General features: G+C 69.0%; 25 protein-coding genes. 13 read left to right on the top strand and 12 right to left on the bottom strand.

Annotated elements, in window-relative coordinates; translation table 11 throughout:
* The first annotated feature begins 23 nt into the window (after positions 1–23).
* The 3 genes from JO379_RS18035 (at position 24) to JO379_RS18025 (ending at position 2,493) form a co-directional block, all read left to right on the top strand.
* Positions 24–689, top strand: coding sequence for a GGDEF domain-containing protein (locus JO379_RS18035; RefSeq protein WP_130878452.1), 666 nt, complete (start codon positions 24–26; stop codon positions 687–689).
* A gap of 315 nt (positions 690–1,004) precedes the next feature.
* Complete coding sequence (locus tag JO379_RS18030; RefSeq protein ID WP_245381488.1) at positions 1,005–1,940, top strand: S1 family peptidase; 936 nt, start codon at positions 1,005–1,007, stop codon at positions 1,938–1,940.
* A 118-nt stretch (positions 1,941–2,058) separates the two neighbouring features.
* Positions 2,059–2,493 carry a VOC family protein gene (locus JO379_RS18025; protein ID WP_209515813.1) on the top strand — a complete coding sequence of 145 codons (435 nt, stop codon included), beginning with the start codon at positions 2,059–2,061 and terminating at the stop codon, positions 2,491–2,493.
* A 158-nt stretch (positions 2,494–2,651) separates the two neighbouring features.
* Here the strand turns inward: JO379_RS18025 and JO379_RS18020 are convergent, their stop codons facing one another.
* Together JO379_RS18020 and JO379_RS18015 are read right to left on the bottom strand one after the other, a co-directional pair.
* Positions 2,652–3,683 carry a hypothetical protein gene (locus JO379_RS18020; protein WP_209515810.1) on the bottom strand — a complete coding sequence of 344 codons (1,032 nt, stop codon included), beginning with the start codon at positions 3,681–3,683 and terminating at the stop codon, positions 2,652–2,654.
* Positions 3,684–3,848: 165 nt separating this feature from the next.
* The gene (locus tag JO379_RS18015; RefSeq protein WP_209515807.1) at positions 3,849–4,409 is read right to left on the bottom strand and encodes a TetR/AcrR family transcriptional regulator; all 561 of its coding nucleotides are present in this window, start codon (positions 4,407–4,409) and stop codon (positions 3,849–3,851) included.
* Between the two features lie 96 nt (positions 4,410–4,505).
* On the opposite strand from JO379_RS18015, the gene JO379_RS18010 reads away from it, so the two are divergent.
* Positions 4,506–5,108, top strand: a complete 603-nt coding sequence (locus JO379_RS18010; RefSeq protein WP_209515803.1) for a DUF2867 domain-containing protein — start codon at positions 4,506–4,508, stop codon at positions 5,106–5,108.
* 35 nt (positions 5,109–5,143) lie between these two features.
* Here JO379_RS18010 and JO379_RS33715 read toward each other — a convergent pair whose 3' ends face one another.
* Positions 5,144–5,272 carry a hypothetical protein gene (locus tag JO379_RS33715; protein ID WP_281066604.1) on the bottom strand — a complete coding sequence of 43 codons (129 nt, stop codon included), beginning with the start codon at positions 5,270–5,272 and terminating at the stop codon, positions 5,144–5,146.
* Positions 5,273–5,538: 266 nt separating this feature from the next.
* Positions 5,539–5,676 (bottom strand): hypothetical protein, encoded by a 138-nt coding sequence (locus JO379_RS18005; protein WP_209515800.1) that lies wholly within the window; start codon positions 5,674–5,676, stop codon positions 5,539–5,541.
* A 122-nt stretch (positions 5,677–5,798) separates the two neighbouring features.
* Between JO379_RS18005 and JO379_RS18000 the strand changes: the two genes are divergently transcribed.
* Both JO379_RS18000 and JO379_RS17995 read left to right on the top strand, forming a co-directional pair.
* Positions 5,799–6,713: an alpha/beta fold hydrolase gene (locus JO379_RS18000; protein ID WP_209515797.1), complete on the top strand. Its 915-nt coding sequence runs from the start codon at positions 5,799–5,801 to the stop codon at positions 6,711–6,713.
* Between the two features lie 37 nt (positions 6,714–6,750).
* Entirely contained in the window at positions 6,751–7,509 is a 759-nt protein-coding gene (locus JO379_RS17995; RefSeq protein WP_209515794.1) for a MerR family transcriptional regulator, read from the top strand.
* A gap of 43 nt (positions 7,510–7,552) precedes the next feature.
* Here JO379_RS17995 and JO379_RS17990 read toward each other — a convergent pair whose 3' ends face one another.
* Complete coding sequence (locus JO379_RS17990) at positions 7,553–7,912, bottom strand: hypothetical protein (protein ID WP_209515790.1); 360 nt, start codon at positions 7,910–7,912, stop codon at positions 7,553–7,555.
* A gap of 59 nt (positions 7,913–7,971) precedes the next feature.
* Positions 7,972–8,232, bottom strand: a complete 261-nt coding sequence (locus JO379_RS17985) for a hypothetical protein (protein WP_209515787.1) — start codon at positions 8,230–8,232, stop codon at positions 7,972–7,974.
* A 243-nt stretch (positions 8,233–8,475) separates the two neighbouring features.
* On the opposite strand from JO379_RS17985, the gene JO379_RS17980 reads away from it, so the two are divergent.
* Positions 8,476–9,345 carry a hypothetical protein gene (locus JO379_RS17980; RefSeq protein WP_209515784.1) on the top strand — a complete coding sequence of 290 codons (870 nt, stop codon included), beginning with the start codon at positions 8,476–8,478 and terminating at the stop codon, positions 9,343–9,345.
* Here the strand turns inward: JO379_RS17980 and JO379_RS34145 are convergent.
* Positions 9,299–9,574, bottom strand: coding sequence for a DUF6255 family natural product biosynthesis protein (locus JO379_RS34145; protein WP_372449094.1), 276 nt, complete (start codon positions 9,572–9,574; stop codon positions 9,299–9,301). The genes JO379_RS17980 and JO379_RS34145 overlap by 47 nt on opposite strands.
* On the bottom strand, positions 9,463–9,744 hold the full coding sequence (locus tag JO379_RS17975; protein ID WP_209515782.1) for a hypothetical protein: 282 nt from the start codon (positions 9,742–9,744) through the stop codon (positions 9,463–9,465). Before JO379_RS17975 ends, JO379_RS34145 begins: the two co-directional genes overlap by 112 nt.
* Before the next feature lie 139 nt (positions 9,745–9,883).
* Here JO379_RS17975 and JO379_RS17970 point away from each other — a divergent pair, with 139 nt between their 5' ends.
* On the top strand, positions 9,884–10,729 hold the full coding sequence (locus JO379_RS17970; protein WP_130878463.1) for a helix-turn-helix domain-containing protein: 846 nt from the start codon (positions 9,884–9,886) through the stop codon (positions 10,727–10,729).
* Positions 10,705–10,905, top strand: coding sequence for a DUF397 domain-containing protein (locus JO379_RS17965; RefSeq protein ID WP_130878464.1), 201 nt, complete (start codon positions 10,705–10,707; stop codon positions 10,903–10,905). The genes JO379_RS17970 and JO379_RS17965 overlap by 25 nt, the downstream gene beginning before the upstream one ends.
* Before the next feature lie 3 nt (positions 10,906–10,908).
* Here the strand turns inward: JO379_RS17965 and JO379_RS17960 are convergent, their stop codons facing one another.
* Positions 10,909–11,262, bottom strand: a complete 354-nt coding sequence (locus JO379_RS17960; protein WP_130878465.1) for an antibiotic biosynthesis monooxygenase family protein — start codon at positions 11,260–11,262, stop codon at positions 10,909–10,911.
* A 198-nt stretch (positions 11,263–11,460) separates the two neighbouring features.
* Here JO379_RS17960 and JO379_RS17955 point away from each other — a divergent pair, with 198 nt between their 5' ends.
* Positions 11,461–11,742: a hypothetical protein gene (locus tag JO379_RS17955; RefSeq protein ID WP_209515779.1), complete on the top strand. Its 282-nt coding sequence runs from the start codon at positions 11,461–11,463 to the stop codon at positions 11,740–11,742.
* 301 nt (positions 11,743–12,043) lie between these two features.
* On the opposite strand, the gene JO379_RS17950 is transcribed toward JO379_RS17955, so the two are convergent.
* Positions 12,044–12,370 (bottom strand): TfoX/Sxy family protein, encoded by a 327-nt coding sequence (locus tag JO379_RS17950; protein WP_130878467.1) that lies wholly within the window; start codon positions 12,368–12,370, stop codon positions 12,044–12,046.
* A gap of 53 nt (positions 12,371–12,423) precedes the next feature.
* Positions 12,424–13,446: an alpha/beta hydrolase gene (locus tag JO379_RS17945; RefSeq protein WP_372449093.1), complete on the bottom strand. Its 1,023-nt coding sequence runs from the start codon at positions 13,444–13,446 to the stop codon at positions 12,424–12,426.
* A 439-nt stretch (positions 13,447–13,885) separates the two neighbouring features.
* Between JO379_RS17945 and JO379_RS17940 the strand changes: the two genes are divergently transcribed.
* From JO379_RS17940 to JO379_RS17930, 3 genes are all read left to right on the top strand, one after another.
* A complete protein-coding gene (locus JO379_RS17940; protein WP_130878469.1) occupies positions 13,886–14,353 on the top strand; it encodes a hypothetical protein in 468 nt (155 codons plus the stop codon).
* Between the two features lie 190 nt (positions 14,354–14,543).
* Complete coding sequence (locus JO379_RS17935; RefSeq protein ID WP_130878470.1) at positions 14,544–14,753, top strand: hypothetical protein; 210 nt, start codon at positions 14,544–14,546, stop codon at positions 14,751–14,753.
* A gap of 121 nt (positions 14,754–14,874) precedes the next feature.
* Positions 14,875–15,234, top strand: a complete 360-nt coding sequence (locus tag JO379_RS17930) for a helix-turn-helix domain-containing protein (RefSeq protein WP_245382246.1) — start codon at positions 14,875–14,877, stop codon at positions 15,232–15,234.
* 10 nt (positions 15,235–15,244) lie between these two features.
* On the opposite strand, the gene JO379_RS17925 is transcribed toward JO379_RS17930, so the two are convergent.
* A complete protein-coding gene (locus tag JO379_RS17925; RefSeq protein ID WP_130878471.1) occupies positions 15,245–15,715 on the bottom strand; it encodes an RICIN domain-containing protein in 471 nt (156 codons plus the stop codon).
* Positions 15,716–15,742 lie beyond the last annotated feature (27 nt).

Genomic DNA, 15,742 nt, shown 5'->3' with positions numbered 1-15,742 from the left:
GGCCGCCTCCAGGAAGGTGTCAGATGAACCTCATACTCCAGGCCTTACCGATCGCCGCGCCGTCCATAGGCTGGGCCGTCCACGCCTGCTTCCTGGTCCGTCGGCTGCGCAGCGCCCGCAGGGACCCGCTGACCGGCCTGATGTGCCGCGAGGAATTCACCACCCGCTCTCTGCGTGCCATCCGGCACCCGCAGGCGGCCGTGCTGCTCCTCGACCTCAATGGCTTCAAGCAGATCAACGACACCCACGGTCACGCCGTCGGCGACCAGGTCCTCGCGGCGGTCGCGAAGCGGCTGAGCGCGTGGTGCCAAGCGCGGGGCGGCTTCGCGGCCCGCCTCGGCGGCGACGAGTTCACCGCCCTGGTCCGTCTCGCCCCGGACGCGGACGTCGACGCGGAGATGACGTACAGCCTCTCCGCCGCCCTGTCCGCCCCGCTCGACACCGGCGGCGTCACGCTCTCGCCCCGGGCCTCGATCGGCGTGTGCCGCACGGCCGACCGGCCGGGCGCCGGGCTGTCGGATCTGCTGCGCGGCGCGGACGAGGCCATGTACACCGCCAAGCGGCTCGGCCGGCACTGGCAGCCCGCCGGCCCGGCCGATGTCTACGGCACCACGAACGGCCGCCGGTCCGGCCGTCCCGGCACGCATCTGACCCTGCTGGCCCCGACGGCCCGCAGGACCGCTTCATGACGAACGCCGCGTGGCGGCCCGCCGACGGAAGTTCCGTACGACGGGCCGCCACGGGATGCGTGACCGCTGGGACCACGGGTCGGACGGCGCCCTGACGACACGGCGGCCGGACCGGGCAGCGGACGCGGGCTGACGGTCGGCCGACGAACGCCAGTTGGCGGTTCTGTCACTTTTCCGAGCGGTTTGGACGGCCGCACGACTACGCTGCGCACATCGACCATTCACTCGTTGTGAGGATAGAGACCGCTTCCGCGCCGCATGGCGTGGGGGCTCGCCTTCCGGACTCGTGGTTCCGGCATTCACTCGGGAGATGCCTTGCAACGATCCGCACCACTCCGCCGCGCCGCCGCCCTGGCAGCCACCGCACTCGCCTTACTGGCCGCCGCCACCCTCACTCCGTACAGCGCCGACGCCTCGGCCGCCCAGCCCCGGGCCGCCCGCTTCGCGGACGACACGCTGGCCGCCACCATGGCGACCCTGAACTCCAGTGAGCAGATCCCCGGCACCGCGTGGGTCTCGGACCCGAAGAGCAACAAGATCGTCGTCACCGCCGACCCCACGGTCACGGGCGAGAAGCTGACCAGCCTCAACGCGGTCCTCAAGCCCCTCGGCGACACGGTGGAGCTGCAGAGAACCACCACGGAGCTCAAGCTGTTCGTCCGGGGCGGCGACGCGATCTACGGTTCCAGCACCTCCAGCCTCCGGGGACGCTGCTCGCTCGGTTTCAACGTCAAGCGGGCGGGCCTGCCGGACGCCTTCCTCACGGCCGGGCACTGCGGCGGCCCGATCAAGAGCTGGGCGGAGACCGACGGCGGCACGGAGATCGCGCTCGTCCCCGCCAACGGGTCGAGCTTCCCCGGCGACGACTACGCCATCGCGGCCTACCCCGCCGCCGGAGCGGTCGCCCACCCGAGCGAGGTGAACCTCTACAACGGCACGCAGGCCATCACCGGCGCCCGGGACGCCGTCATCGACGAACCCGTCCAGCGCAGCGGCATCACCACCGGCCTGCACGGCGGCACGGTCACCGGACTCAACGCATCGGTGACCTACAAGGAAGGCCGCGTCACCGGCCTGATCCAGACCAACGTCTGCGCCGAGCCCGGCGACAGCGGCGGCGCCCTCTTCGCCGGCAACCAGGCCCTGGGCCTCACTTCGGGCGGCAGCGGCGACTGCGGCGGCGGACCGGCCGTCACGTACTACCAGCCGGTCACGGAGGCGCTTTCCGCCTTCGGCGCGACCATCGGGTAAGCGCTTCGCCCCGAGACGGCGGCCCCCGGACACACCTCCACGGTGTCCGGGGGCCGCCCCACGCGCACCCCCGGGAAAACCTGGCGACAACGAAAGATGCCGCCTCTATGGTGGGCCGATGGCGTCGATCAAGCAGGTACAGATCACCTTCGACTGCGCGAACCCCGAGCGCGTCGCCCGTTTCTGGTGCGAGGTGTTGGGGTACGTCGTACCGCCGCCGCCGGAGGGGTTCGCCACGTGGGACGACTTCGATCGCACTCTGCCGCCCGAGCGTCAGGGATCGGCGTTCGCATGCGTCGATCCCACCGGTGCGGGCCCGCGACTGTTCTTCCAGCGCGTCCCCGAAGGCAAGGTCGCCAAGAATCGGGTGCACCTTGATGTGCGGGCCGGCACCGGGCTCGTGGGTGACGAGCGCCTGGCCGCGCTCGAGGCCGAATGCGAACGGCTGGTCGCGCTCGGCGCGGTACGCATGTACGTCCTGCATGCCGATGGTGTGAACGAGTCCTGCATCGCGATGCAGGACATCGAGGGCAACGAGTTCTGTCTCGACTGAGCAGCCGTGAACGGGCACCGTGGCGAGCCGACTGATGCAGCTCGCCATGGTCGCCCCCTCCCTGGGCATGCCAACGGCCACGTAATCGCGAGTGAACCGCTGCGCCGCGTTCCATGACGGCCTCCACTGGTACGAGCGCAGCAGCGGCCCCGTACCGCTCAGCCCTCCCAGTCCTCGTCCTCGCCGCCGCGCATGGTGCGCCATCCCTCAAGGTTTTCCAACGCCGCCCGCGTCAACTGGGCGTACTGCACCGGGCACTCCCACAGTTCGCGGGCCGAGAGCTCGGCGGGCACGGGGGTGTCGGGGTGGTCTTGCGGCGCGTACAGGTGAAGCACCGCGCGGTACCGGGACTCCACGGTGGAATCGGCAGTGGACCAGGGATGCTGCGGATGCTCGCAGGAGACGTCCAGGTCAATGGTGGCGAGCGCGGCGGCCAAGTCGCGTGCGTACGAGGGCGGCAGGCCTTCGTACGTCTGGGCGATGCCCATCCACAGGCACAGGAACAGGCCGATCCGCTCCTCTTCCCGCCCCTGCCCGGTGAGCCAACGGCGGGCGGACCACAAGGCGACCGGGCCGGTGTTGTTCTCCCACGTACGGCGGATCGCCGCCTGCATGGCGACGATGTCGAGGCGGCCGTCGTCCGCGACGAACCGCGCGTCCAGGTGGGAGACGTCGATGCCGCCGAAGAGCTCCCGGTGCGCCTCGCGCAAGCGGCCCAGGGCCTCATCAGCGAGGTCCGCGAGGAACCCCTCGCAGTCGAAAACCGCCGACTCCTCCTCGTCGAGACCGTAGTCCTCGGCGAATGCGGCCCGTCCGGCCTCGCTCAGCATGCTCACCCCGGCCTCGACCTGGTACTCCGAGTCCAGCTGCATGGGGTGGGCGCCGGCCGGGCAGGCGCAGGAGGCCCGGTCCAACTGCGCACGGAACCCTTCCAGGGCCCGTATGTACGACGCGAACACCGACTTACTGAAGACACGTGCGGAGACGTACCAGCAGGTGGCATGCAGGAGGATCGTGTACCCGGCCCGCTCCCGGCGGCCCTCCGGGGTGGCGTCGCGGCCGAGCGCCTCCGCCGCGTCGTCCGCGAGGCCTGCGAGGGTCGATTCGGGGTCAACGTAGGGGTAGTCGCTGACAATCCCGGACAGGTCGGAGATCAGTTCGCGGAGGTCGGCAGGCAGCGTGGGCGTCACTTCAGTCACATCCGTAACCGACGTTTGCGCAGGTCGGACGGTTCCCCCGGCGCCTGTCCCCGATGGCCCGGTCGGCCCGCCCTGACCCCCGGGACTGCGGGCAAGGCGGTGAAGATGCACCGTTCTTCGTGACGGATCACGGCGTGCCGAACGGCGGCGGGGCGGCTACGCCAGCAGCCGTTGTCTGATCAGCTCCATCACTTCCGCCCGGCTGCGCTTGCCGTTGTCGGCCGCGTTGAAGTGATGGCCGATGCGCACCGAGACGGCGAGCAGGCAGCGGACCTCGACCTCGTCCTCGTCGGGGCAGAAGGCGGAGAACAGGGAACGGAGGTAGTCCATACGGCGGTTGTCGACGCGGCGCAGCCGCTCGGCGACCGCCGCGTCGCGGCGGGCCCAGTCGCGGATCGCCAAATCGGCGGTGACGCCCCGCACCGGCCCGTCGGTGGCGGCGGAGGCGATGGCGAACAGCCGCTCCAGCTTGGCCCTGGCGTCTCCGCCACCGCTCTCGACCTGCTCGATCACGCTCTCGGCGACCTCGTACTCCCAGGTGTCGAGCATTTCGGTGAGCAGCGCGTCCCGGTTGCGGAAGTACCCGTAGAAGCCGCCCTTGGTGACGCCGAGCGCCTGCGCCAGTGCCTCGATCCGGACGGCTTCGGGGCCGCCCGCGACCAGGGCCCGCAGGCCTTCCTCGATCCACTTGCCGCGCGGCGTGCGGGTCGCTCCCATGGCGTGTGCCTCCTCACAACCCTGCCGAGTATACGGGGGCGTATAGACGCGCCTAGACTCGATCTATACGCCACCGTATAGATATGGGGCCTGCTCATGCGACTTCCCCGAACCGCCCACACCGACCGCCCCTGGCGGATCCACGAGATCGCCTATGACTTCACGGTCGAGGATGTGTGGGCACTGCCCACCCCCGGCGGACCCGATGACCTGGTGTGGCTGGTGCGCCAGTTCGCCGAAGGCATGAAAGACGGAGTGAGCGGAGACGGTCTCGTCTCCCGCGCGCTCTTCGCCATCCGCTGGAAGCTCGGAGCACTGCTGGGCTGGGACAAGCCCGATGCCGGCATCGGCGCCCGGCGGCCTTCCCTGCGTGACCGGTTGCCGGCCGACCTTCGCGAGGGCCCGCAGGGCCCCGACCTCGGCTCGTCCCCGTTCAAGCCCCTCTACGAGAGGGACGACGAGTGGGCGGCCGAGATGGGCAACAAGACCGTGCACGGGGTGATGCACATCGGCTGGGTCCCGGACGGATCAGGCGGCTACCGCGGCCAGATGGCCGTCCTGGTGAAGCCGAACGGGCTGTTCGGCACGCTCTACATGGCCGCCATCAAGCCCTTCCGGTACGTGGGCGTATACCCGGCGCTCATGCGGTCCATCGGCCGCGAGTGGCAGGCGAACGCCGCCGCGCGGAGCGTGCGCTGACCGGATCCCACAAGGCGCGGCCGCCGAGCGGACCGTCAGTCGGTCAGCGCCCGCACGACACCGCGCAGGCCGCGCCATATCCAGCTCACCGCGCCGAACTCGACGGCCGCGTCCGCCGCGTCCCCGACGAGATCTCCCCGGTCCCCGCGCGACCTCCGGCACAACGTGCACTCACGCCGCCAGAACCGTCGCTCTCCCCCGCAGCGCCTACAGGCGCCCCTACGACTAGCCATGGGTCCAATAATCGCAGGTGAACGGCCGCGCGGGGGCCTCGGCCCGGCAACGCGTGACGAGCAAAAGGGGAGCCCGCTCGTCCATGCCTGACGGGCGGGGCGTGAGCCGGTCCGAGGGTGGGCGGACAAGCAGGTGGCCCGTGTTCCCACCGGAGCACGGGCCACTTGCCGTGGGCCACGTGGCGATCGAGCTCCGCTCAACCGCCTTCGGCGGCCGCCTCGGGAACGATGAACCCCCGAACGGGCCGGCCGGAGTCATCAGCCGAGCCCGCCGCCTCCGCAGCGGCCTCGTACTGACGGACTACGTCCTCGTACTCCGGATTGATCCACTCCATGAGCCCACCTCCTGGCCCGGCAGCGTAGGGCACGCGACGTCCGCGGTCTGGCACACGATGTGCCTGCCCGGCTCCGAGCCGGGGTTGACCCTGCCGTTGCGTCAGGGTTGGAGCGTTGTCGCATGACGAACGACAACACGTCCTCAGCGCCGCTCGCCCCTCCCGTCGGAGGGTTCCAGGAGATCGACGGCCGCCGCGTTTTCGTGCATCGGGTGGGACACGGCGGACCGGCCGTCGTGTTCCTGCCGGGCGCCAGCGCGGTCGGTCTGGACTACTTCGGCGTCCAGCAAGGCGTTTCGCAGTTCTCCACCGCCGTCGTGTACGACCGCGGCGGCACCGGCTACAGCGATGACGTCCCGCTGCCGTGCACCGCCGCAGCAGTCGCGGCAGAGCTGCACGATCTGCTGCACGCCCAGGGCATCCCCGGACCGTACGTTCTGGTGCCGCACTCCCTCGGTGGCGCCTACGCGCATCGGTTCGCGCAGCTGTACCCGCAGGAGGTCGCCGGGCTGGTCTGGCTGGACGCCTTCCACCGCGACTGGGACGACTTCATGCCTCCCGAGGCGCGACTGGCCGAGAGCGTGCGGCTGTCGCCTACGGAAGAACAGCTCCGGCAGGGACTCCCGGCCATACGCGAGATGTGCGCCCAGCTGCTCACGGACTTCCCGGAGGACGTGCGGGAAGCAGTGATCGATTACCACGTGAGCGACAGGTGGATCCACGCCGGCATGGCCGAGCGCAGCACGCTGGCCGAGCTCGCCACCGAGCTGCGGGCCGGGCCGGGCATCCCCGACGTCCCGTTGATCGCGGTCACCCCCTTGGGCATCGACCCCGGCCAGCAGGCGCTGATGTCGGAGAAGACGTTGCAGGCCATGCACGACGGCAAGACGAAGCTGTACGCGGCCATGGCGGCCTCGGTCTCGCACGGGGAACAGCGCGTCCTCTCCGACACCGGCCACAGCCAGCTCGTCTACGAGCGCTCCGAAGCCGTGGTCCAGGCGGTCCGCGACGTCGTCGACCGGGCGGACCGCCCCTAGGCTCGGCAGGACCAGGCCCAACGATCCGAGGTGAACGGTGCTCACGATCAGCCAACTCGCGGCGACCGCAGGCGTGACCGTGCGCACCGTTCGCCACTACCACCACGTCGGCCTGTTACCCGAGCCCGAGCGTGATGCCTCCGGCTACCGCCGCTACAGCGCGCAAGCGGCGGTGGACCTCATCCGCATCAGGACCCTCGCCGACGCCGGGGTGCCCCTGGCCCGTATCGACGCACTGCTGCACGCACAGCCGGACGAGTTCGCCGCCGCCATCACCGACATCGACGCCGCGTTGCAGCGCAAGATCGACCAGCTCACCGAACACCGCCGTCGGATCGCTGAACTGGCCGGCGGTGAAAGCCTCGTGCTGCCTCCCGGTGCGGTCGCCAACCTGAATCGCATGCGCAGTCTCGGGGTCAGCGAACGAACGGTCCGGCTCGAACGCGACGTGTGGATCCTGATGCAGGCACTGGAGCCGCAATCCATGCCGCAGGCCATACAGGACAAGGCCGCCAGCTTCGACGACCCGGAGACGACGCGCCTCTATCTCGCCTGCGATCAGTCCCTCGACTGGAACCCGCACGATCCACGCGTGGACCAGCTCATCGATGACCTGGACGCATGGGAGATCGAACACGATCAGGACAGCGACCGGGCGACAAGCGCGGCACTCGTCTTCTCCCGGATCACTGAGACATCACCGACGTGGCAACGCATCCTCGCTGTGCTCGCCCAGCGCGCCAAGCAGCGCAGGAACCGCGACTCCGTGAAGCCTTCCCCATCTGATGGACGGTGACCCGGTGCGAGCCCTGGGTGGGGTCGCACCGGGGCAGCGGGTCTCAGCTGTGGTGGTAGTAGAAGGAGCGGAACTTCAGGTTCACTCCGCCTTTCGCGCCCGCCTTCAAGATGGTCCGGTCGCCCTCGCAGTCGCGGTCCGGGAAGATCCAGACGGTCGTGTCGGTGTTGTTGTACGGCGAATGCGCGGGCTTGGTGTCATCACCCTGCGCTTGCTTGACGTCGAGGCATTCACTGGAGGGCAGGTCGGGGTCCGACAGCTTCTCCCTCTGCTCGGTGCCCTGAGCGTCGGTGTAGGTGTAGTGGAGGTCGCCGATCGCCTCGGCGGAGGCGGTACCCGGGGTGGCAATGACCAGTGCCAAGGCACAGGCGGCGGCAGTGGCGATGGCGCGTAGGCGCGTCAAGGTGTGGTCCTCACGTGGAGTGGGTGGGGCTTGGCTCAGGCGCTCACGTGCCGGGGCGGCTACGCGCCGCTGGTGACGTTGTCGAGAGTGACCTCGACGCCCGTGATCGCGTTGCGGGCCACGTCGACGAGGTTGGCGGCAGCGGTTTCGACGGTGCCGCCCGAGGGGGCGGCGGAGGCGGGGGTGGCGAGAGCGCCGAGGAGCGCGGCGGTTCCCAGGAATACGGCAGCGATGCGACGCATGGCGATGTGCCCTTCGAGGCGGGGTAGTTGGCGCTCGACTCGGCAGTCGCGGTCGTCGAGTTCCTCTCGAATGCCCAAGCCGATGACCGTGTATGCGGCACTCACCCGAATGAGCACAGTTCACGAAGAAAACCGAACAGAAGGTGCGCCAGGAACGTCGTTCGAAGGCAAGGGAGTTGAGCGCCCCTGGCGGCCCTGGAGATTGCGGTACGGTGACCGGCAATCGGCTGCTTCGTCATGAAAACGAAGCGGCCCTCGGCAGGTGCAGCGAACACCGGCCGAGGGCCTACACCCACGAGGACTTACACAAGGAGTCCCAGGATGCTTCGGCATGTTATCGCCCCTGAGCGTTTCTTCACGCAGGTATCGAACGAGATCATCCGCCACCCGCGCCTGTCGGCGAACGCCGTACGGCTGCTGATCTGGCAGCTGTCCCTCCCGGCCAGTGTGGACGCACCCCTGTGCGAAGCGGGGAAGGCCGCAGGGATCACGAAGGGCGCCTTCACCCGCGCGAAGCGGGAACTGAAGGCCGAGGGCTACGTCCACGAGTGGCGGCTCCAGGTCGAGCGCGGCAAGTGGAGGACCACCCAGCTGGTCTCGCCCGTGGTCCTCACGGACACCGAAGCAGTGGCGGTGCGGGACGGATTCCCGCAGGTCACACCGACTGCCCAGAAACCGGCCACCGGCGAACCGACAGACCGGTCCATCGGCCGTCACCCAACAAACACAGAGGGAAAGAAAGACAACCCTCCCTCCCAGCCCTCCCAGCCTTCCCACGTCCCCACCCCGCTCATCGAGCGAGGAGGCCTCATCCTCGCCTCCGTCTCCCACCAGGAACACCGGCTGCGCTTCACCGGCCGCGACATCCAACAACTCGCCGCCCTCGCAGGCGAATGGCTCCTGCGCGGCGCCACAGCCAAGGACCTCCGCGAAGCCCTGACGGACGGCCTTCCGGCCCGCGTCCACTCCCCCGCCGCGCTGGCCCACAACCGCCTCACCCGCAAGATGCCGGAGATCCCGCCCTTCACAGCCCCCGTGACCGCCCCACAGCCGCTGCGCTCCTGCGCAGGCACCTGCGACCGCGTCTTCCGCCCGGTGGCGGACGAGACCAAATGCCGCGACTGCCGCCAGGAAGCGGCGACGCTCAGCGCTGGCGGCGTGGGAGGAATGACTGCTCAACCGGCATTCTGAGCAGCCGATATGACGAGTACCGCTCGACACCACACCTCTTACAAGTGGCTTTGTCGGCTGTGCGCGTCCACTCGGCGTGATGCGAGCAGGCGGAGACGACACGGCCCACCACGCGCGTCACGGGTGGGCCTCGCGTTGGTGGCGCCCCATGAGCACGGCAGCGTCGGTCATCGCCGACTTGTCGCCACGTGCCTCGGCGGCCCGCCGCCCGTCCCTGATCCCCTCGCATTCATCACACCGGTCGGCAGGATCGGCCGCCCGGCACTCCTCGAACGTAGCCAGCCGCAAGGCCGTGGGTGGTACTTCCCACTCCCGCCCGCCCCCGGGCCGGCGCACCTGCACCCGGGGCCCGATCCTGCCCATGACCTGCGCGAACGTCCCGTTGCGCGTATCGACCACGTACGCACCTTCCCGGTACGTCATCACATCCTGCCTCCGCACGCCCTGACCCGACTTTTCCTTACGAGCATCGGGCCGTAGCGGTACGGTGACCAGGGGTAATGGCTTGGGACGCTTTTTATCGAAAACGAGAGGAACGATGCCCGCACCCAAGGAACTTGATCCGTCGACCTCCCTCGCCGCGCTCTACGGCAAGAAGGTCCGCAAGCTGCGCATCCAAGCCGGATGGACGCAGCGCGAGCTGGGCGAAAAAGTTCACGTCACACACAGCCGCATCGCGAAGATCGAGCTGGGGACAGAGTCGCTGCCGAGGCAGTTGTCCAACGCCCTGGACGAAGTCCTAGGGGCAGACGGCGACCTGTGCGATCTCTGGGAGCACATCGGCTACACGCCGCCGTTTCCCTTCTGGTCCCGGCGCTTCTTCGAGTACGAAACCAAGGCGACGAGGATGCACAAGTTCTCGCAGGTGATTCCAGGGCTGGCCCAGACAGAGGAGTTCATGCGGGCGCTGTTCCAGGCTGGGGAGAACTACGGCGCGTCGAATCTGGAGGAGAAGGTCTCGATTCGCCTGAGCCGACAAGCGCGGCTCGATACGCCTGAGCCCCCATGGCTGTGGATCATCCTGGATCAGGCGGTTCTCTACCGAATCGTGGGCGGGCGCGACGTCATGCGGGGCCAACTGGCCCACCTGCTGGCTCTGGCAGAACGACCGCGCGTCCACGTCCAGATCCTCCCGTATGAGAGTCCCGACCCGGTCGCGATGGGCGGTTCACTGACCATCCTGACACTCCCGAAGAAGGGCGAGGTCGTCTACATGGAGGGGATCCGATCCGGTGGGATCATCGAAGAGCCGGAGGAGGTTGCAAAGTATGCGGCTGCCTACGACCGCATGCAGGCCAACGCACTCTCGCCAGCGGCATCCGAAGACTTCATCCGCAAGGTAATGGAGGCGCACTACCCATGCGCACCGTACGACCCGACCTGAGCGCTGCCAGGTGGCACAAGAGCAGCCACAGCAGCGAACTCGGCGACGACTGCGTCGAGATCGCCGACAACATACCCGGCATCGTCCCGGTCCGGGACTCCAAAAACCCCGACGGCCCAGTCCTGGCGATCCCCGCCACGGCCTGGGCCGTCTTCGTAGCCACGCTACGAACGTAAAAGTCAGTTCCCCGCCGCCGGACCGATCTCGCGCACGACCGTGTACGTCGGGGCCCCCGCCATGCGGGGCTCGGCCTTGCCGGAGAGCCCGGCCAGTGCCTTCTCGATGGCCGCCATGCGGCCCTCCATGTCGGACGTCTCGATGAAGTTGCGGTAGTCCGCCTCGGTCGCCCAGTGCACGACGGTGTACACGCGAGTGCCGTCCGTGCTCACGTGGAACCGGGCCGAGAGGTAGCCCGGGTAGAAACTCACCCACTGCTCCTGGATCTTGGCGAACGCGCTCACGAGCTCGGACTGAGTCGCGGGGCCGTCGACGGCGTACTCGATGATCGAGCTGAAACCGAGGTCGTTCGACATGAGTGATTCTCCTGGTGTGATCGGCACGGCCGGGAGGAGTGGATCTCCTGAGCGAAAGTCTGGTACCTCAACAGAACTCGAGGTCAAGAGCTGCTCGGGCCTCGGGCCCGGCGGCACAGGGCCCCCGGGAGGGCGGTACCGCCCTCCCGCCCCTCGGTACGTCGACGTGAGCTGGGTCAGGCCCCGCGGCGCAGGCAAGTGTCTGACGCACTGGCCGGCACCCTGCCCGTGCCCTTCACCTGCAAGGTTCGTTGGCAGATCATGAAGAAAATCATTTCAGCTGCCGCGCTTGCCGCCGCCAGCCTCTGCCTGGCCACCCCTGCCGCCCACGCCGCACCCGCCCCTAACCCCGCCGAGGCCCTGACAACAGCGGAGAACGCCGTGGCAGGATTTACCGCCGTGCTCCCCGATCCTCCGAAGTCCCAGTTCGACACTGCCACCGGCATCTTCTTCGGTCTCGCCAAAGGCCCCCTGAAGTAGGTCGTCCGGCTCCTTCGACGCCCCGCTGCCGGCACTCGGCACCGGGGCGTCGGACTCCTGGACGCCCTGGTCGCCGCCGACCCGGTCGCCATCGACCTCGGCTCCGAGGACACCATCCACGGCAGCCCTGACCTCGCTCCGCACCTGGAGCAGTTGGGCAGCCGCCTGCTGCGCGCCGCCCACGCCCTCACCCGGCAGCACGAGAACCACGGCGACGACGGCGACGACGGGATCAGCAAGAACGGCGCCGGGGACCAGTGAGCACTGGTCCCCGGCGCCGCAGGCGGCCGGGCAAGCCGGGTTACTTCTTGGGCGGAAGCTCCGCCGTGACCTCCATGGCCCACTTCAGCCAGTCGTCCAGAACGTCGTCGTCGAGGGTGTCCTCCGCGAGGACCACCCAGCCGTTCTGCTCCTTGCCCCTGAACACCAGCTGCTTGGTGCCGGGCCGGGCCAGGGCCTCATCCATCCCGTCCGGCCCGACGCGCACCATCAGGCCCTCTTCGTACAGATTGGCCAGCGCATTGCCCTGTAGGAGGAAGGTGATCCCGCCGAACATCTTCTTCGCGGTCACGCCCTCGGGCTCAAGACGTTCCTTGATCCGCTCCGCCAGCACTTCGTCGTATGCCATGACGCCACGCTAACCGCGCGTTCCGGCACCCGCGCGCCGTGGAGCGGCAACCGTCAGGACGCGGGAATCGGCCCCGAAATCTGCTCGCTGATCCACTGGATGGGCCCGAGGCCCAGGTTCGGCGCGTAGGAAGCGCCATCGTGCCGGCCGCCCTCGATGGGCCGCAGGTAGGTGTGGACCGGGCCCTTGCCGGACTGGGCCATGAAGTCCTTCACGCCCTTCATGGTCGCCGCACCCTCCCGCGTACCGACCTGGAAGGCGAGGTAGACGTCCGGGCCCTTGGTGTCGATCAGCTGCTTGGCGAGGACCGAGGGGGTGTTCTCCCGCTGCTCCTTCTCGTGGCCGCGCCACAGGAGGGAGTCCGGGACGAAGTCCGGACCGTTCGCGATGGCTGCCTTGAACTTGTCCGGGTGCTTCAGAACGGCCTTCAGGCCCGCGAACCCGCCGGTGGAAGAGCCCATGAACGCCCAGCCGTCACGTGACTTGATCGTGCGGAAGTTGGCCTTCATCAGGTCCGGGACGTCCTCCGTCAGCCAGGTGCCCATCTTCGGCTGGCCGGGGATGTCACTGCCGTCCCAGTAGGTGCCCTTGTCGTCCGGGCCGGGGTTCAGGACCGGCATGGCCAGCAGGAAGGGCTTGCTCTTGCCCTCCTTGTACCACTTGGCCATGTTCTCCTGGAAGTTGAAGCCGGCCCACCAGTAGTTGGTGCCGAAGCCGGGGCCGCCGGGCAGGGCGATCATGACGGGGAAGCCGTGCGTGGCGTACTTCGGGTCGTCCGTGTACTCCTTGGGCGCCCAGACCCAGACCTTGCCCTTGAAGCCGGACTTCTTGCCGTCCAGGGTGACGACGCTGACGTGGGTGCCGTCCTTGAGGGTCCGGGCGTTCTTGAAGGCGGCCTTCGGTCCGGTCGGCATCAGGACCTTGGAGTCGACGACCTCCTGCTTTCCACCGCCGGCGGGAGGCTGCGGGTCGACGTCGCCGTAGCTGACGGGGTCGCCCTTGTCCGTGAAAGGAGGTATCTCGTAGTGAGTCATCACGGGCCAGGCGATCAGCCCGAGCGTGACTATGGACGCCACGACGATGATCCACCGCCTGGCGCGGGACGGCTGGCGACGCCCGTGGGGCGGGTGGTGGCCAGAAGGTGAATACGTCATCCGCGTCGCTCCGCATGGTTCGGCTGCCCCCGAGGGAGGGCACATGACAACCTGATGTGCCCTAGGGGATGGCCGAATCGGGCCGTCGCGTTCCCGATCCGGTGATGAAAAATTCCACGGGCATACAAACCAACCCAAAACGTTCGCCTGCCGTCCGTCGTCCGGACGGCGGGTTCAGTGATGGTTTGTGCCGATGTCGGGTTCAAATGCCAAATCCCCAGGTCAGAGGCACATCGGTGGGGCGACTTCGGCTCCCCGGCTCGCCCGAACGGGGCCTGTGCCGAGTTGCGGGGTGCGTGAGGCCACCGCAGGTTGAGCGGACAGCCAACCGAGCACACCGAACCGATGGGGAGCGCCCAGCATGCGCATCACGCTCGCATCCACTGCCATGGCCGCTGTCTGCGGCTCGCTTGCCCTGGGCGTCACCGCCCCGGCACTGGCCGCAGCGCCGGAGACCGGCCGCGCGACCGTGGCCCACGCACCGAGCGCCCTGGCGGAGACCGTCTCCGTGGGCCACCGGATCGTCCGGGAAGCGCGGTCCGCGTCTCCCGACGCGGCGAAGCTCACCGCCCTCCAGCAGCAGCTGCGGGCATCAGCAGGACCACTGCTCGCCCCTTCCGACCCGGACCCCCTCGACGAGCTCAGGCAGGCGCTGGACAAGCTGATCAAGGACGTCACCAAGATCATCGATGAGGTGGCGCAGAGGGACGCTGCCGGGACCACGGTCGCGGCCAACCAGTTCGCCACGGACCTCAAGGGCGTGGCGGCGAAGGTGCCCACCGCGCAGAAGGGCCCGGGACCGCTCGCCGTACCCGTCCCGATCCCGTAACGGCCGTGGGGGCGTGGCTCAGCGCGCGGGAAGCGTACGAGCGCCGGTGTGGAGCGATGAGCACCGGCGCTCTCCCGCGTGCGGGTGCGGGCCACGCACCACCGCACCCCCGGGGAGCGCCGTTTGTCGGACAACCTGGCGGAAAGGACTCGTCCACCCGCCACGCGTGATCGACAAAGGAGAGCCCCCCATGACCCCCTTCAAGCGCGCTGCCGTCGCCTTCGCCACCGGCATCCTGCTCACCGTCGGGTCGGCTGCCCTGGCGGCACCGGCCCACGCGGACGTCCACCTCGATGTTGCGAACCTGGTCGGCGCGGACTCGAACGGCACCGTCGACATCTCCGGGCCCGGAGGCGGAGTCCTCCTCTCCGTGCCGAATGTCGCCCCAGACATCCTCTGACCCACGCGGCTCCACCGGGGTGGTGCCGGTCGGGCATCCGGCACCACCCCCTACTGACGCGGTCGCTCGCGGACAAGAGAATGGCGTCGTGAGCAGCGCTACCGAAGACACCAACCGCCGCATGCTGCGGGCCCGGGACGCGATGGACCGCGCGTACGCGCAGCCCCTGGACGTGCCGGCCCTGGCGCGGATCGCCCATGTGTCGCAGGCGCACTTCACGCGCACGTTCCGCGCCACGTTCGGCGAGACGCCGCACCGCTATCTCCAGCGCCGCCGGGTCGAGCGGGCGATGTTCCTGCTGCGCGAGACCGACCGCAGTGTGACGGACATCTGCTTCGAGGTCGGCTTCGGCAGCCCGGGGACGTTCAGCCGTACGTTCAGCGACATCGTCGGCCGGTCGCCGAGGGCCTACCGCAAGGAGGCCGCTCCCACGGGCGTACCGACGTGCTTCACGATGGCGTGGACGCGGCCGAGCGCCTGACACGCGGGTGCTACGCGGCGGTGAAGACCCAGGTCCAGCTGTCGTCCTCGGCCGAGCCGTGCAGCCCCTTCAGCGGCTTACCGGAGGCGGCCGCCTCCGGTGCGATGCGCCGCAGTGTCCCGTTGGCGATGTGGTAGCCGCCCTTCACCTGGCGCAACCACCACTTCTGGGAGCGGTCGTTGTCGACGACGGCGGCCTGGGTCACGGGAGCGCCATCGGTGCCATCGGCCAGAGTCAGGCACAGCCCGCTGTGCACATTGACGAGGTGGAACCACCCGTAGCGGTCGGGCTGATGGATCCTCCACCGCTGGTTGTCCCCACGGTGGAGCTTCCACAGGATGACCGGGGCGCCCGCCTCCTTCGAAGCGCCCGCCACGTCGAAGGTGAGGTCGGGGTGTCCCGCAAGCGTGATGACCGCTTCGTCCGGCACCTCCACCTCGATGTACTCGTCACCCTCCACGTGGGCTCGCAGCTTGGGCACGAAGCCCCCCTTTCCTGATCACGGCCG

The organism is Streptomyces syringium, assembly GCF_017876625.1.
Taxonomy (GTDB): domain Bacteria; phylum Actinomycetota; class Actinomycetes; order Streptomycetales; family Streptomycetaceae; genus Streptomyces; species Streptomyces syringius.
The sequence above is the reverse complement of the archived record's forward strand: the minus strand, read 5'-3'. Positions and strand labels throughout refer to the sequence as shown.